The sequence below is a fragment of the Pseudomonas vanderleydeniana genome (assembly GCF_014268755.2).
GTDB classification, from domain to species: domain Bacteria; phylum Pseudomonadota; class Gammaproteobacteria; order Pseudomonadales; family Pseudomonadaceae; genus Aquipseudomonas; species Aquipseudomonas vanderleydeniana.
In genome coordinates this window covers 2882605-2897735 of sequence record NZ_CP077093.1, presented here as the reverse complement: position 1 = coordinate 2897735, position 15131 = coordinate 2882605, and the positions used below count along the sequence as shown (strand labels likewise).

The following is a 15131-nucleotide window of genomic DNA, read 5'->3' as shown; positions in this document are numbered from 1 at the left end:
CGGACACTCCTGCATAATCGGCATGGACGGGAATACCCACCCACCTGCCAGTTTCAGTCAGTAACCACTGACGAAAAGCCTAATGAAACAAGGAATGTCAGGATGAAAACCCTTCTATTGATGATCGTCGGCCTGCCTCTGGTTGCCTGCGGTAACGACAACCCGCCAACCGCCGGTGCGGTGCTGGAGGCCCTGAAAGCCAACGGGGTGCCATTCGGTGCCGTGAGCTACCCCCAGCGCAAGCCGTTGAGCCTGTTGCCCAACACCTACAGGGAGCGGGTGGAAGTGGCGTTCCCGAGCATCGCGCCCAAGGGCGGCCAGTTCTTCGTCTGCGAAACCCGCGAGTACTGCGATCATCTGCAGGAGCATTTTCATACCCTGAGGGCCCTCGCCGGGCCGCATGTCTATCGCTCGAAAAGCGGCCGGGTCCTGGCCCAGCTCTACAGCACGCTGGAGCAGCCGGTCGCCAACCAGATCCGGGCAGCGATCGAGGAGTTGTAGAGGCGGTCAGTCCGTGGTGCCATCTGGCCGTTTGCGCCAGACCAACGCCGGAATGACGCGAACGTAGATCAACTCGCCCACCAGTTCGACCAGGGTCTGGGTGATCACGGCCGCAGCCGCCAGCCCACGGATATCCTCGGGCAAGGCCAGGGCCAGCGGCAGGACCACCAGGGAGTTGCGGGTCGAGGCACTGAAGACAACGGCCCGCGCAAGACTCGCCGGCAGCCGGCACAGGCGTGCAGCCAGCGCTCCCGCCAACGGTGCCAGCAGCAGGAAGCCGAGGTACACCGGCAGCACCGGGGCAAGGCGCTCGATATCGCCGACCACGGTAGCAATCTGCGAGCCGACCACCGCCACCAGCACCGCCGCCATCGCCGGTACCGGCAGCCAGGCCCAGGTGTCGCTCCAGAGCGCAACACCGCGCGAGCGCCGGGCCAGTGCCGAGGTCAACACCGCCAGCAGCAGCGGTGCGACGATCAGCAGGAGAAAGGCCTCGACAAACGGCCCGATCGAGATGACCACCGCGGACTGGCCATCGAGCATGAAAGTCAGGTAGGCCGGCAACAGCAGCAACTGCAACAGCAGCAGGATTGGCGTCGCCGCCAGCACCCGCCGTGAATCGCCCTGGCCGATATGGGTGAACACCACCACGTAGTCGATGCAGGGAGTGAGCAGCACCAGCAGCGCTCCCACCAGGATGGCCGGCTGCGCCACCAGGCTACGGCTCAAGGCCCAGACCAGCAGTGGAACCAGGACAAAATTGGCCAGCAACAGGGCCGACATGAAGCCCCTGCCGCCAAGCCCCCCGCGCAAATCGAGAAAGGGAATCTGCAGGAACATCGCATACATCAGCACCGCAATACCCGGCGTCACCAGGGTATCGAGGCCCTGGGCGATATCGGGAGCCATCAACCCAACCAGCATCGCGATGATCACCGCAACGAAATAGACCGGTATCTGGTTCTGTTCAAGTGTGTCCCGGCTCAAGCCGCACTCCCCTACCCCAAAAGCCCGTAAGCCTATGCAACCGCAGGGCGCTCGTCGAGCGGGGCGCTAGCGAAGTACCTTCGGCCAGCCTCAATTTTCAATAAAGCATTGAAAGTTCATCAAGGAACCGGCCGATTATCAAACGTACTGCGATCCTGCAGATTACCGACCTCGTCACTGCAATCCCGAATCCAACCAGGAAGGTAGCCCCCGACATGAACCGATCCGTGCTCGCAAGCCAGCCACCACTCATCGCGACTCGCCTGCCGGTCATGCGCCTGCTGGCGCTGACCCTGACCAGCTTCATCGCCACCGCCAACGAAACCGTACCCGCCGGACTGCTGCCCCAGATCGCCAGGGGCCTGGATGTCTCCGAGCCCCTGGCAGGCCAATGGGTGACCCTGTGCGCCCTGGGTTCGGGACTGGCGGCAATTCCCCTGACACGCGCGACGCAGGGTTGCGCAAGACGCACCCTGCTGCTCCTGACACTCGCCGTGTTTTGCCTGGGCAACGCACTGAGTGCGGGATCGTCCTCCTACGGACTGACCCTGTTGGCCCGCCTGCTGATCGGTGCCGCCACTGGCCTGGCCTGGAGCCTGCTCGCCAGTTGCGCACGGAGCATGGTCGAGGTTCCACTGCAAGGTCGAGCCATGGCCCTGGCCATGCTGGGTATCCCCCTGGCGCTCGCGCTGGGCGTCCCCCTCGGCACCTGGCTCACCCACTGGGTGGACTGGAGAACGATCTTCGCCCTGTTGTCGGCGCTGAGCCTGGGGGCGATGTTCTGGATCAGGCTGGGTGTTGCGCAAACCCCATCCACGGCATCCACCCAAGACCATTCCCTGCGCCGGGTGCTGAATATAGCGGGTGTACGACCGGTGTTGCTGGTGGTCTGGCTCTGGATCATGGCGCACTACAGCCTCTACACCTACATCGCCCCCTTCCTGGAGCGGACCAGCCCGGACATCTCGCTGGAGCATGTACTGCTGGTGTTCGGCGTCTCGGCAATGTGTGGCATCTGGCTGGTCGGCCTGCTGGTTGACCGCTGGCTGCGCCGACTGGTGCTGCTCAGCCTCTGCACCTTCGCCGGCGTGGCGCTGATCCTGGGCCTGCCGCACGGCTCGACGCCAATCCTCTATGTTGGCGTGGTGTTCTGGGGTCTGAGTTTCAGTGGCGCGCCGACACTGCTGCAGACGGCACTGGCTGACGCGGCTGGCAAAGCGGCCGATACCGCACAATCGATGCTGGTGACCGCCTTCAACCTGGCGTTCGCCAGCAGTGGAATGATCGGTGCGCTACTTCTGGACAGGTTCGGCGCGGCCTCCATTCCCTGGTCCCTGCTGGCCTGGCTGCTGCCGGCGCTGCTGATCACCTGGGCAGCCCGCCAGCATGGTTTTCCAGCGGGGCGGCGATAGCGCCTGAACGCCTGGCGATCAAACCAGGCGCTCGATCCGCTTGTGTCGCCAGACCAACTGGTAATAGGCGATCTGCAGCAACAGCATGCCGATGTAGGCGGCCGGAAATGCCATCCACACCCCTTCGAGTCCCAACCGGGCATCGAGCAGGTAGGCCACCGGCAGCTCTATGCCAACGATGCAGAAAATGATGATCAACACCGGCACCATCACCGTGCCGCTGGCGCGCATGATCCCGCCGATCAGGGCCTGGAAACCGAAGATCAGCAAGCTCCAGAGCATGATGTGCAACAGATGCTCGGCGGTTGCCCGGGTAGCAGAATCGGTGATGAACAGCCCCAGCAACCAATGGGACAAGCCATAGCCGAGAACGACCAGCCCACCGGTCAGGCAGGTATTGATCAGCATGCCCGTACGCAGGATCGGCCCGATGCGCTCCAGGCGTCCGGCGCCAATAGCCTGCGCCCCCAGGATCGAGGCAGTGATGGCAATCGACAACGCCGGGAACTGTACATAGTTGACGATCTGCGTGACCGCCCCATAAGCCGCGGTCGCCTGCGAGCCATGCTGGTTGACCAACGCCAGGATCACCAGCTCGGACAACGACAGCACGATCATCTGCAGGCCCGTCGGCAGGCCGATACGCAGGACCTTGCCGAGGATCTTCCGGTCCAGTCGCATCGCCGCCAGCATCTGGCGATCCGGCGCCATGACGCTGCGCTTGTAGCGCAGGCGCAAGCCCAGGAACAGCATGGAGCAGGCGGTACTCGCCAGGCCGGCCAGTGCGGCACTCTGAATGCCCATTTGCGGCAGCCCCAGCCAGCCACGGATCAGCGCCGGGGTCAGCACCAGGCCAATCCCGGTGGACACCAGCAGCGCCAGCAACGGCGACAGTGTGTCACTGATGCCACGCAGCAGTTGAGTGAAGAGGATGAAGACCAGCAACAGCGGCATGATCAGCATCATCACCCGCGCGTAGCCCACCGCATCGTCGAGGACATCGACGGGCGTCCCCAGCCCTTGCAGCGCTGGCCGGGCAAAAATGCTCCCGAGCACGGCCGCCACCAGCCCGATCAGCACCCCCAGGGTCAATGTCGCGCCCACGACAGCCTTGACCGTATGCGGCTCGCGTGCGCCCCAGGCTTGGCCGATCAGCACCGACGCGCCCGCCCCCAGGCCGATGATCAGGGCGATGAAAAAAAACACCACCGGGAACATCCCGGACACCGCGGCCAACGCCTCGGTACCCAGCATCTGACCGATGTAGATGCTGTTCAGGGTGCCGGAGAACGATTGCAGGAAGTTGGACAGCACCATCGGCGCCAGGAAAAACAGATAGACCTGCCACAAAGGGCGTTGCGGATGTGGCTGCATGTAGGACTCGGTTCTCGAATGAGGTACATCGACGTAGTCGCCGACTCTATCTTATAGAAGGCGTTGCGAGGTACCTGCGTCACATGTTCTGCCTCACCGCGCAGGCATGTCCTTGACCTGCTCCAGCCATTGCGGGTCAAGCCGGGTACAGTCGGGATCGAGTCCCAGTGCCTGCATCGCGGCCTTGTGCTGCTCGACCTCCGCCGCCATCTGGTCGAGGCTGCTGGTATTGCCGTCCAACTGATGCATCTGGTTCAACCCCAGGTGATAGAAACGCAGCAGCTTCATCGCCGATGGATCACCAGCCAGGACCCCGGCCTTCACCCGGTGCATGAGGTTGGTGACGCGCATCAGGCTGCGCTTGAGCTGCCAACCGTAGACAGCCGCCGCCATCCAGGGCTGTGACCAGAAGACCTGGCGCATCAGCAGCGTCATCACCAGCACGGCAGCCAGGACCCCACCCGCATTGAAACGGAAGTTGTCGCCACCCGGCGTGCCGAACAGCATCACCGCCAGCCCGGACAGCAGCATGGCCAGCGCAACAAAGACCGCCGCAATGATCAGGGTGCTACGGCGGGTCTGCTGTCGATAGGTTTCGGGGTTGAACGGTTTGATTTCGAACATCGGTACGAGGCGCCAGAGGGAGAAAGGTCGCGGCATTATGCTGCCTTGCAGACGACTCGGGGACGCCCAGGTCAATGAAAGATGTTTCTGTGGAGCCGCACGCTTCGTTTATTTGCATGCAAAAAGCTAGGTAATTACCTACAAGATCTGAAGAACGACCTGACTATCAGCTCTTGCCAGTTTGAATCGACTATCGCTCCCGAGTCGCTATCGTCTATCGCAGGAGCAATGATGAACCTATCCCTGAGCCTATACGAGGCGCTGACCGCAGCCAGCGCCCCACCCGAAAAAGCCAAGGCAGCGGCAGATGCCTGGGAGGCCGAAGTGCAGAATCTTGCGTCAAAATCCGACCTGCAACAAACCGAGGACCGCCTGCAGGCATCGATCACCGAACAGGGCAAGGATCTGCGTAACCTGATGAGTGAAGAGGTGCATGAGCTGCGTGCCACGATCAGGGAGCAGGGTCACGAACTACGCACCATGATCAAGGAGCAGAACCACGAACTACGCACCATGATCAAGGAACAGAACCATGAGCTGCGCACCCTGATCAGCGAACAGGGCAGCGAACTTCGCCTATCGATACAACAGCAGGGAGCCGATCTTCGTTTGTCGATGTCCGGGTTGCAGTCGCAGATCAATGTGATGCGTTGGCAGATTGGCCTGATCATCGTCTGTGTCGCGATACCGCTGATCAAGCTGGCGTTCGACCTGCTGACACGCTGAACCTTCAGGCTAGAGCGGTTGAATCATCATTTCGCTTGATCATTCAAATCGCAAAACAGAATTTTTTATTTGCATCCGCTCCCGGCAGGATAAGCCACCTCAACCACCTGCCGGATGCTCCACCATGAACCTGAACCTGGCCATCGCCTGCGCCATCGTCGTCTCTTTCGCCGTTGCGTTGATCCACGCCTGAGCACCTGGCGGTAGCAGACTCACAACTGGCCATTCCTGGCCTGGAGCACCCGGTCCAATGCCGCCTGTCGTGTCGATGCTCATACAGCGAGCCGATCCAGTTGCCCAATCAACCAGTCACGGAAAACCGCCATCGCCGACGTCTCAGTGCGTGACTGCAACCTTGTCAGCCAATAACTGCCCGTAACGATACCGATATCGAACGGCTGCCGGATATCACCGGCATCCAACTGCCGGGAGAACATCATCGGCGGAGCCAGGGCCACCCCTGCCCCCTGTAACGCTGCCTCCATCATCGCCAGCGACGAGTCGAAGACGACACTGTTGGCGACCAGGCTGTTGGCCGGCAGGCCGGCGTTCTCGAACCATTCGGGCCACTCATCGGTGCGGTAGGAACGTAACAGCGTCTGCTTCAGGACATCCGCCGGAGACTGCAGTTGCCGGGCGATCTGCGCCGTGCACAGCACCGACAGCGGCGCTTCCAGCAAACGCATGGCCTCGACGCCATGCCAGGCTCCCGTACCGAAGCGGATGGCGAAGTCGAGCCCTTCGGCCGCCACGTCGACCCGGTTGTTGTTGGTGGAAAGACGCAGGTCGATGAACGGGTGGCGCTCGCGAAAATCCGCCAGTCGCGGCAACAACCAACCCACGGCGAATGTCCCCACCGCTCCTACCGTCAGCACCTCCCGGTAATGCCCGCCGTCGAACCGCCCCAGGGCCAGGGCGATGCGGTCGAACGACTCGCACAGTACCGGCAGCAGGCTTTCACCCTCGGCCGTCAACATCAGGCCACGGGGCAGGCGCTTGAACAGCGCGACCTTCAACTGCTCTTCGAGACTCTTGACCTGATGGCTGACCGCCGCCTGTGTCACGCACAACTCGACCGCCGCCCGGGTAAAACTCAAGTGACGCGCCGAGGCTTCGAAAGCCCGCAGGGCATTGAGCGGCAAGTGAGGCCGGACCATACCTAGCTCCTAGTTTTTCTAATGGCTAATCCGAAATTTCATCGTTTGTCCGCAGTGGGCTCATCGCCTAGATTGGGCCTCGCACCGCAACTGCGGCTCCAGCCAGTCGATCATCACGCCCAATGGCCTGGAAGTGAACGACAGCGCAGCCCGAGAGGATGCGGGAAAAAATCAAGATCATGGAAACTGCCCGATTATGCTGAAAAAAACCCGACTTCATAGCACATTGTTCATGAGCACCCTGTGCCTGTTCGCCAGTGGGCACAGCGTTGCCGCCGAGACGCCAGCCGACCCACTCAAGGCCGTGGTGGATGCCGCGATTCAGCCGATCATGCAGGAACAGGGCATTCCCGGCATGGCCGTGGCTGTGCTCATCAATGGCAAGGCACATTACTTTAACTACGGTGTCAGCTCCAAGACCGACAAACAGCCTGTTACAGAAAACACGCTGTTTGAAATCGGTTCGATCAGCAAGACCTTCAATGCCACGCTTGCGGCCTACGCCGTGGCCCAGGGCAAGCTGTCACTCTCGGAGAACACCAGCCATTACCTGCCCGAACTGCGTGGCAGCGCGTTCGACAGGATCAGCGTGCTCAACCTGGGCACCTATACGCCTGGCGGGTTGCCGCTGCAGTTCCCGGACGATGCCGATAGCACCGACAAGATGATGAGATACTTCCAGCACTGGAAGCCGGCCTACCCCGCCGGCGCGCGCCGCCAGTATTCCAACCCGAGTATCGGCCTGTTCGGCTATGTGGCTGCCAGAAGCCTGGGCCAGCCATTCGACGACCTGATGGAAAAGAACCTGCTGCCCAAACTGGGCCTTCAGCACACCTACCTCAAGGTGCCCAAGGACCAGATGAACCGCTATGCCCAGGGCTATACCAAGGACGACCGCCCATCGCGGGTCGGCCCTGGCGCACTGGACTCGGAGGCCTATGGCATCAAGACCACCTCCAGCGACCTGCTGCGCTACGTCCAGGTGAACATGCAGCCCCAGCAGCTCGAGAAGCCCCTGCAACAGGCCATCGCCTCGACCCACGCCGGGTACTACCAGTTCGGTGACACTATCCAGGGCCTGGGTTGGGAGTTCTACCCGTACCCGGCCAAGCTCGACACTCTGCTCGAGGGCAACTCGTACAAGATGCTCGAGCCGCAGCAGCTCGACTGGTTCAAGGCACCACAACCGCCACGCGCCAATAGCTGGGTCAACAAGACCGGCGCTACCAACGGCTTTGGCGCCTACGTGGCCTACATTCCGGCGAAAAACATCGGCATCGTGCTGCTGGCCAACAAGAACTACCCGAACCCGGCCCGGGTCAAGGCCGCGTACGAGGTACTCGGTGCGGTAGAAAAACTGCAATAGCGATCGACGCCTGACGCACCTGCCGCCGGAAACGGCAGGTGCCCTGCCCCATGGGCAAAAGCCCTCGCACTTGGCTATGATCGGAGATCATGAACACCCTGCCTCCGCTCCGCCAGCCTTGTCCTCCCGGCGCCTGCAACTGCGAGCGGGATCGGCTGTTGGAGACCCCCGGTACCGATATCCGGATCCTGCGCCTGACCCGCCAGGAAGAAAAAATCCTGCTCGAACGCCTCGAAGACCTCAAGAGCCTTGCCGACCTCGAACGCATGCAGCAGCGAATGTACGAACAGCTGGGTATTCGCCTGACCATCGCACCCGGCCCCAACGAGGTCCGGACCATGCGCGGTATCGGCATTCACATCGAAGAGCTGCCGGGCCTGTGCCGCAAGACCCGCCAGTCGATCCCGGCAGCGATCCGCCGCGGCCTGGAAAAACGCCCGGAAATCGCCTACGACCTGCTCAACGCCCACGACCTGCTGGGTGGTATCTGACCCCCTTCTCAGCGGCCCGTCTGCCGGCGCTTCAAGGTCTCGCTCGGCAACTCGCGGAACAACGCGCGATAGCTGCTGGAAAAGCGCCCCAGATGCCAGAACGACCAATGCATCGCCACTTCGGCAACGGTGTTTTCCACCTTGCCGTGCAGCAGTTCGTGACGCGCGCTATTCAGGCGACGCAGGCGCAGCCATTGGCTCGGCGTCATGCCGGTGAATGCCTTGAAGGCATGCTGCAACTGCCGTAGCGGCACGCCGGCGACCTGGGCAAGCTCCAGCAGGTTCAGGGTCTCCTCGGGCGTATCGGCCGCCCACTCGCCAATGCGCTTCATGATGCCCCGCTCCTCTGCCCGCCGCTGCAACGAACCACGGTCCAGGCACACGCAGGCGTTATCGAGGATGTACAGGCAGTCATCGAGCAACTGCTGGGCCAGCACCTCCCGGCTCGGCGGGTCGAGGGTCTGGCCCAGGCGAGTCAGGGTTGCGCTCAGCCAGCGGCCGAACAAGGCATTCTGCTGCGAGTTGAGCGGTGCCATGAACAGGCCATCGAGGCGGGCAATGTCCAGTGCCTGGTGCTGGACGAACTCCGGACCGAACACCACGGCCACTTCCTGGTAGTTCTCCGGCGTGATCCAGATATTGCGACTCTCGCCGTTGAGCACGTACAGGGCGTTGTCACTGCGATCGAAGCAGAAGGCCAGCGCCCCCGCTGGCGCACTGAAGTTCTGCTCCACCCGGGTGTTCATGCACTCCTCGTAGATCTCCACTCCCTGCAGGTCCAGGTAGCGAATCTGCCCGGCGAAATGCCCAGGCGACATCTGCTGGTAATGCTGGACCCAACCTGGCGTGGCCCGGATCTGTTCGGTCACGTCGGCGGTATTGAACGCCTGGACCCGCAAGGGATTTGGCTCTGTCATGGGAGACCATTGCGCACCTTTTTGGTGCATCTTCGAGTTGGAAAAGTGGATAGATGGAAGCGCGCAGCTGACAGCAAGATAGTCGCCAACGCGCTACAGGGGAAGCCTCCTGCCGTTTACAGGCAAGCGGAGGGGCCAACCTGGCGTCGATAAAACCAACGACGAGGTCCTTATGAACGCCCCTTTCGATCAGCTGTCCTCCTGGCTGAAAGAACACAAGATTACCGAAGTGGAATGTGTGGTCAGCGACCTGACCGGCATCGCCCGCGGCAAGATCGCACCCACCAACAAGTTCCTGCATGAGCGAGGCATGCGCCTGCCGGAAAGTGTGCTGCTGCAAACGGTAACCGGGGACTTCGTCGAGGACGACGTCTACTACGACCTGCTCGACCCCGCCGACATCGACATGATCTGTCGCCCCGACGCCTCGTCGATCTACCTGGTGCCATGGGCCATCGAACCGACCGCGATCGTGATCCACGACACCTTCGACAAGCAGGGCAACCCGATCGAACTGTCGCCACGCAACGTCCTCAAGAAAGTCCTGCAGCTCTACACCGACAAGGGCTGGCAGCCGATCGTCGCGCCGGAGATGGAGTTCTACCTGACCCAGCGCTGCGAAGACCCGGACCTGCCGCTCAAGGCCCCGCTGGGGCGGTCGGGCCGCGCCGAAAGCGGCCGGCAGTCATTCTCCATCGACGCCGCCAACGAGTTCGACCCGCTGTTCGAGGACGTCTACGACTGGTGCGAAGCCCAGGGCCTGGACCTCGACACTTTGATCCACGAAGACGGGCCGGCGCAGATGGAAATCAACTTCCGCCACGGCGACGCCCTTGACCTGGCCGACCAGATCACCGTGTTCAAGCGCACCCTGCGCGAGGCGGCGCTCAAGCACAATGTCACCGCCACCTTCATGGCCAAGCCGATCGCCGACGAACCCGGCAGTGCCATGCACCTGCACCAGAGCGTGGTCGACATCGCCACCGGCAAGCCGATCTTCGTCAATGCCGACGGCACCAAGAGCGAGCTGTTCCTGCATCACATCGGTGGCCTGCAGAAGTACATCCCCAAGGTGTTGCCGATGTTCGCGCCCAACGTCAATTCGTTCCGCCGTTTCCTGCCGGACACCTCGGCACCGGTCAACGTCGAATGGGGTGAGGAAAACCGTACCGTCGGCCTGCGCGTACCGACTTCCAGCCCCGACGCCATGCGCGTGGAAAACCGCCTGCCCGGCGCCGACGCCAACCCGTACCTGGCGATCGCCGCGAGCCTGCTGTGCGGCTACCTGGGCATGGTCGAAGGTATCGAGCCCAACCCACCGGTGGAAGGTCGTGCCTACGAGCGACGCAACCTGCGCCTGCCGATCACCATCGAGGACGCCCTGGCCCACATGGAAGATTGCCCGACCCTGGACCGCTACCTGGGCAGCCAGTTCGTACGTGGCTACGTGGCCGTCAAGCGCGCCGAACACGAAAACTTCAAGCGGGTGATCAGTTCCTGGGAGCGCGAGTTCCTGCTGCTCAGCGTCTGATCCCGAATCCCGACCGCACCCAAAACAACTCAACGAGGTGTCGACATGCGTCTATTGAAATCCGTGGTCCCCTTCACCCTGGCGCTGCTGTTCAGCGCCGCGGCTCACGCCGAGCCGACCGTCAGCGTCTACAACTGGACCGACTACATCGGCGAAACCACCCTCGCCGACTTCCAGGCCAAGAGCGGGATCAAGGTGATCTATGACGTGTTCGACTCCAACGAAACACTGGAGGGCAAGCTGCTCGCCGGACGCACCGGCTACGACGTGGTGGTGCCCTCCAATCACTTTCTCGGCCGCCAGGTGAAGGCCGGGGCGTTCCTCAAGCTCGACCGCTCGCAGTTGCCGAACTGGAAGAACCTCGACCCGAAACTGCTCAAGCTGCTGGAGCAGAACGATCCCGGCAACGCCCACTCGGTACCGTACCTGTGGGGCACCAACGGCATCGGCTACAACGTCGAGAAGGTCAAGCAGGTGCTGGGCATCGACCACATCGACTCGTGGGCGGTGCTGTTCGAACCGGAAAACCTGAAGAAACTCACCCAATGCGGTGTCTCGTTCATGGACTCGCCGGACGAGACCTTCCCGGCGATCCTCAACTACATGGGCATGGACCCGCGCAGCTCCAATCCCGAGGACTACAAGAAGGCCGAAGCCAAGCTGCTGACACTGCGGCCCTACATCACCTACTTCCACTCCTCCAAGTACATCTCGGACCTGGCCAATGGTGACATCTGCGTCGCCTTCGGCTACTCGGGCGACGTGTTCCAGGCCGCCAACCGGGCCAAGGAAGCGAAGAACGGCATCACCATCGCCTACTCGATTCCCAAGGAAGGCAGCAACCTGTGGTTCGACCTGCTGGCGATCCCGGCCGATGCCGCCAACGTCAAGGAGGCCCATGCCTTCATCAACTACCTGCTCGACCCGCAGGTGATCGCCAAGGTCAGCGCCTCGGTCGGCTACGCCAACCCCAACCCGGCTTCCCAGCAGTACATGGATGCCGACCTGGTGCACAACCCCGAGGTCTATCCGCCACAGGACGTGCTCGACAAGCTCTACATCTCGACGACGCCGAAACCGGAAATCATGCGCCTGATGACCCGTTCCTGGAGCAAGGTGAAGACCAACAAATGAACCACGACAGCACCCTGGAACACGCCCGTTCCTATTACGCTGCCACCGCCCACTCGATGCCGGCTCGCCCCCGGCTCGAGTCGGACCTGGTCGCAGACGTCTGCGTGATCGGCGGTGGCTTCACCGGCGTCAACACCGCGCTCGAGCTGGCCCAGCGCGGGCTCTCGGTGATCCTGCTCGAAGGCCGGCGCATCGGCTGGGGGGCCAGCGGTCGCAATGGCGGCCAGTTGATCCGCGGGATCGGCCATGATGTCAGCGGCTTCGCCCGCTACGTCGGCGCAGAGGGCGTGCGCTATCTGGAGCGGGCCGGTATCGACTCGGTGGCGCTGGTCGCCACGCGAATCCGCGAGCATGCCATCGACTGCGACCTGCGCTGGGGCTTCTGCGAGCTGGCCAACACCGCGGCGCAGTTCGCAGCCTTCCAGGGCGAACAGGAACACCTGCTGCAGTTGGGATACGAGCACGAGACGCGGATCGTCGAACCACGGGACATGCGCCAGGTGGTGGCCTCCACTGCCTATGCCGGTGGCCTGATCGACATGGGTTCCGGCCATCTGCACCCGCTCAACCTGGTGCTGGGCGAAGCCCGGGCTGCCGAGTCGCTGGGGGTGCGAATATTCGAGCAGAGCCCGGTACTGGAACTGATCCACGGCAGTACCGTACAGGTCCGCTGTGCCCATGGCACGGTGCGGGCGGACAGCCTGGTGCTGGCCTGCAACGCCCACCTGGACGACCTTGAACCGCGCCTGGGCGGCAAGGTGCTGCCGGCCGGCAGCTACATCATCGCCACCGAACCGCTGACCGCGGCGCTGGCCGCCGAACTGATCCCGCAGAACCTGGCGCTGTGCGACCAGAAGGTCGGTCTGGACTACTACCGGCTGAGCGCCGACCGCCGCCTGCTGTTCGGCGGTGCCTGCCACTACTCCGGACGGGACCCGGCGGATATCGGTGCCTACATGCGACCGAAGATGCTCAAGGTCTTCCCGCAATTGACGGACGTGCGTCTCGACTTCCAGTGGGGCGGCAGGATCGGTATCACCGCCAACCGGTTCCCGCAGGTCGGCCGCTTGCGCCAGCAGCCGAACGTGTTCTATGCCCAGGGCTATTCCGGGCATGGCGTCAACGTCACCCACTGGACCGCCCGCCTGCTCGCCGAGGCGATTCATACCGGGCAAAGCCAGGGCATGGACATCTTCAGTGCGGTGCCACACATGACCTTCCCCGGCGGCAAGGCCCTGCGCTCGCCACTGCTGGCGCTGGGCATGCTCTGGCACCGGATGCGCGAAGTGCTGGGCTGAGCATCACGCCCAGGGTTGCAGTTGCCAGCCATCGACACCCGTCTGCAAGCGCTCGGTCAGCTTGAGCTGATCGAGAAACCGCTGGTCATGGGACACCACCAGCAGCGTGCCCTGGAACTGCAGCAACATGTTCTCCAGGGCCTGGAGCGACACCAGATCCAGGTGATTGCTCGGTTCATCCAGCAGCAGTACCTGCGGCGGCTCATCCGCATAGAGCACGCAGGCCAGCGCCCCCTTGAGCCGTTCCCCGCCGCTGAGCAGGCCGCTGGGCTGCAGGACGCACTCGGCGCCCAGGCCCAATTGCGCCAGGCGAGTACGCAACGCGCCCTCGCTCGCCTGCCGGTTCGCCGCTCGCAACTGCTCCAGGATCGAACGCTGCGGGTCGATGGTGGACAGCCCCTGGTCGAGATAGGCGAGCGTGCCATTCACGGAAAAGTCACCGCCCACGGGAGCCAACTGACCGGCCAGCACCTTGAGCAAGGTGGACTTGCCACTGCCATTGCGCCCCACCACACCGACTCGCTGCTGCCCATGCAGCACCAGGCTGAGCGCCCCTGGCACGCGGGGCAGGCGCAGTTCGTCGAGCACCAGCACCCGCCGTCGCGCCACCTGCGAACTGACCGGTGCCTGCAACACGACCGCCACTTCCTGCTCCACCGCACGGGCCGCGTCACGCACCTGTTGCGCCAGGCCTTCGCGGACGGCCACGTGCTGTGCCTGCTGCTTGCCGCGGGTCTGCTCACTGATGCCCTTGCGTCGCCCCAGCAGGATCGGCGCCTGGTTGGCCTGCCCGGCCTGGCGCTCGGCACGGGCCTGACGCTGTTCCTGGCGCTCCTGTTGCAGTCGTATCGCCTGCTCGGCACGCCTGCGTTCGAGTCGGGCATGCTCCAACTGGCGCAGGGCCTCGTCGCGCTCAACGGCCTTCTGTTGCATATAGAACGCGTAGCCACCGCCATAACTGCGCAATCCCAGGCTGGACAGCTCGACGATCCGGCTCATCTGCTCCAGCAGTTCCCGGTCGTGACTGATCACGACCAGGCCACGCGGCCAACGACGCAACTGCTCCATCAGGAACTGGCGTGCCGGCCGGTCGAGGTGGTTGCTGGGCTCGTCGAGAATCAGCGTTTGCGCATCGGACAGGCTGGCTCCGGCCAGGGCCACGCGCATCGCTTCGCCACCACTCAGGCTGGCGGCAGGACGGCTGATATCCAGACCCTTCAGCGCATGCCGTTCCAGTTCAGCCTGTAGCTGCTGGCGAATATCCCAGCGTTCACCGATCAGGTCGTAGTCGGCAGGGTCGAGACCACCGTCCTCGATACGTTCGAGGGCCGCGAGCTGTTCCCCTATCCCGAGCAGTGCGGCAATCGAAGCGTGCGGATCGATCTGCTGGGCCAGGTAATGCACCTTGCCACGACGCCGGCAATGCCCCTCGGAGGGCGACAGCTGCCCGGCCAGGATCCGCGTGAGCACACTCTTGCCGACGCCATTGCGTCCGACAATCGCCGTCGGTTGTTCATCGAATCGGGCTTCGAGCCCGGAAAAAAGTACCCGGCCATCAGCCAGTACATAGGAAACGCCTTCCAGCGCCAGGTGTGAATTCGTCATGCGAACTC

14 protein-coding genes are annotated in these 15131 nt (G+C 63.0%); 8 read left to right on the top strand and 6 right to left on the bottom strand.

The genetic code is table 11. The annotated features are described in order from the left end of the window. The first annotated feature begins 102 nt into the window (after nucleotides 1–102). On the top strand, nucleotides 103–501 hold the full coding sequence (locus HU752_RS13135) for a hypothetical protein (RefSeq protein WP_186679948.1): 399 nt from the start codon (nucleotides 103–105) through the stop codon (nucleotides 499–501). A gap of 6 nt (nucleotides 502–507) precedes the next feature. Here the strand turns inward: HU752_RS13135 and HU752_RS13130 are convergent, their stop codons facing one another. Further along, nucleotides 508–1488 carry an arsenic resistance protein gene (locus HU752_RS13130; protein ID WP_186679946.1) on the bottom strand — a complete coding sequence of 327 codons (981 nt, stop codon included), beginning with the start codon at nucleotides 1486–1488 and terminating at the stop codon, nucleotides 508–510. A 215-nt stretch (nucleotides 1489–1703) separates the two neighbouring features. On the opposite strand from HU752_RS13130, the gene HU752_RS13125 reads away from it, so the two are divergent. Beyond that, on the top strand, nucleotides 1704–2900 hold the full coding sequence (locus HU752_RS13125) for an MFS transporter (protein ID WP_186679943.1): 1197 nt from the start codon (nucleotides 1704–1706) through the stop codon (nucleotides 2898–2900). Between the two features lie 18 nt (nucleotides 2901–2918). Here the strand turns inward: HU752_RS13125 and HU752_RS13120 are convergent, their stop codons facing one another. Both HU752_RS13120 and HU752_RS13115 read right to left on the bottom strand, forming a co-directional pair. Further along, nucleotides 2919–4274 carry an MATE family efflux transporter gene (locus HU752_RS13120; protein WP_186679940.1) on the bottom strand — a complete coding sequence of 452 codons (1356 nt, stop codon included), beginning with the start codon at nucleotides 4272–4274 and terminating at the stop codon, nucleotides 2919–2921. A 93-nt stretch (nucleotides 4275–4367) separates the two neighbouring features. After that, on the bottom strand, nucleotides 4368–4898 hold the full coding sequence (locus HU752_RS13115; RefSeq protein WP_186679937.1) for a DUF3087 domain-containing protein: 531 nt from the start codon (nucleotides 4896–4898) through the stop codon (nucleotides 4368–4370). Between the two features lie 81 nt (nucleotides 4899–4979). Between HU752_RS13115 and HU752_RS13110 the strand changes: the two genes are divergently transcribed. Then, complete coding sequence (locus HU752_RS13110) at nucleotides 4980–5624, top strand: apolipoprotein A1/A4/E family protein (protein ID WP_225920133.1); 645 nt, start codon at nucleotides 4980–4982, stop codon at nucleotides 5622–5624. Between the two features lie 272 nt (nucleotides 5625–5896). Here HU752_RS13110 and HU752_RS13105 read toward each other — a convergent pair whose 3' ends face one another. Further along, nucleotides 5897–6781 (bottom strand): LysR family transcriptional regulator, encoded by an 885-nt coding sequence (locus HU752_RS13105; protein WP_186679934.1) that lies wholly within the window; start codon nucleotides 6779–6781, stop codon nucleotides 5897–5899. Between the two features lie 196 nt (nucleotides 6782–6977). Here HU752_RS13105 and ampC point away from each other — a divergent pair, with 196 nt between their 5' ends. Next, entirely contained in the window at nucleotides 6978–8147 is a 1170-nt protein-coding gene (gene ampC / locus HU752_RS13100; protein WP_186679931.1) for a class C beta-lactamase, read from the top strand. An 89-nt stretch (nucleotides 8148–8236) separates the two neighbouring features. Next, the gene (locus tag HU752_RS13095) at nucleotides 8237–8638 is read left to right on the top strand and encodes a hypothetical protein (protein ID WP_186679928.1); all 402 of its coding nucleotides are present in this window, start codon (nucleotides 8237–8239) and stop codon (nucleotides 8636–8638) included. Nucleotides 8639–8646: 8 nt separating this feature from the next. Here the strand turns inward: HU752_RS13095 and HU752_RS13090 are convergent, their stop codons facing one another. Next, nucleotides 8647–9555, bottom strand: coding sequence for a helix-turn-helix domain-containing protein (locus HU752_RS13090; protein WP_186679925.1), 909 nt, complete (start codon nucleotides 9553–9555; stop codon nucleotides 8647–8649). Nucleotides 9556–9727: 172 nt separating this feature from the next. Here HU752_RS13090 and HU752_RS13085 point away from each other — a divergent pair, with 172 nt between their 5' ends. From HU752_RS13085 to HU752_RS13075, 3 genes are read left to right on the top strand one after another with little or no spacing between them, the layout of a single operon-like run. Beyond that, nucleotides 9728–11086, top strand: a complete 1359-nt coding sequence (locus HU752_RS13085; protein WP_186679922.1) for a glutamine synthetase family protein — start codon at nucleotides 9728–9730, stop codon at nucleotides 11084–11086. Nucleotides 11087–11131: 45 nt separating this feature from the next. After that, the gene (locus HU752_RS13080) at nucleotides 11132–12220 is read left to right on the top strand and encodes a polyamine ABC transporter substrate-binding protein (RefSeq protein ID WP_186679919.1); all 1089 of its coding nucleotides are present in this window, start codon (nucleotides 11132–11134) and stop codon (nucleotides 12218–12220) included. Continuing rightward, a complete protein-coding gene (locus HU752_RS13075; protein ID WP_186679917.1) occupies nucleotides 12217–13518 on the top strand; it encodes an NAD(P)/FAD-dependent oxidoreductase in 1302 nt (433 codons plus the stop codon). The genes HU752_RS13080 and HU752_RS13075 overlap by 4 nt, the downstream gene beginning before the upstream one ends. A gap of 3 nt (nucleotides 13519–13521) precedes the next feature. Here the strand turns inward: HU752_RS13075 and HU752_RS13070 are convergent, their stop codons facing one another. Beyond that, entirely contained in the window at nucleotides 13522–15123 is a 1602-nt protein-coding gene (locus HU752_RS13070; RefSeq protein ID WP_186679914.1) for an ABC-F family ATP-binding cassette domain-containing protein, read from the bottom strand. Nucleotides 15124–15131: the final 8 nt, after the last annotated feature.

Bases quoted from the DNA above. Each gene is read 5' to 3' on its own strand.
- HU752_RS13095 (WP_186679928.1), top strand. From the start codon at position 8,237: ATGAACACCCTGCCTCCGCTCCGCCAGCCTTGTCCTCCCGGCGCCTGC.
- HU752_RS13090 (WP_186679925.1), bottom strand. From the start codon at position 9,555: ATGACAGAGCCAAATCCCTTGCGGGTCCAGGCGTTCAATACCGCCGAC.
- HU752_RS13135 (WP_186679948.1), top strand. From the start codon at position 103: ATGAAAACCCTTCTATTGATGATCGTCGGCCTGCCTCTGGTTGCCTGC.
- HU752_RS13075 (WP_186679917.1), top strand. From the start codon at position 12,217: ATGAACCACGACAGCACCCTGGAACACGCCCGTTCCTATTACGCTGCC.
- HU752_RS13105 (WP_186679934.1), bottom strand. From the start codon at position 6,781: ATGGTCCGGCCTCACTTGCCGCTCAATGCCCTGCGGGCTTTCGAAGCC.
- HU752_RS13125 (WP_186679943.1), top strand. From the start codon at position 1,704: ATGAACCGATCCGTGCTCGCAAGCCAGCCACCACTCATCGCGACTCGC.
- HU752_RS13120 (WP_186679940.1), bottom strand. From the start codon at position 4,274: ATGCAGCCACATCCGCAACGCCCTTTGTGGCAGGTCTATCTGTTTTTC.
- HU752_RS13110 (WP_225920133.1), top strand. From the start codon at position 4,980: ATGTTTCTGTGGAGCCGCACGCTTCGTTTATTTGCATGCAAAAAGCTA.
- HU752_RS13085 (WP_186679922.1), top strand. From the start codon at position 9,728: ATGAACGCCCCTTTCGATCAGCTGTCCTCCTGGCTGAAAGAACACAAG.
- HU752_RS13070 (WP_186679914.1), bottom strand. From the start codon at position 15,123: ATGACGAATTCACACCTGGCGCTGGAAGGCGTTTCCTATGTACTGGCT.
- ampC (WP_186679931.1), top strand. From the start codon at position 6,978: ATGCTGAAAAAAACCCGACTTCATAGCACATTGTTCATGAGCACCCTG.
- HU752_RS13115 (WP_186679937.1), bottom strand. From the start codon at position 4,898: ATGTTCGAAATCAAACCGTTCAACCCCGAAACCTATCGACAGCAGACC.
- HU752_RS13080 (WP_186679919.1), top strand. From the start codon at position 11,132: ATGCGTCTATTGAAATCCGTGGTCCCCTTCACCCTGGCGCTGCTGTTC.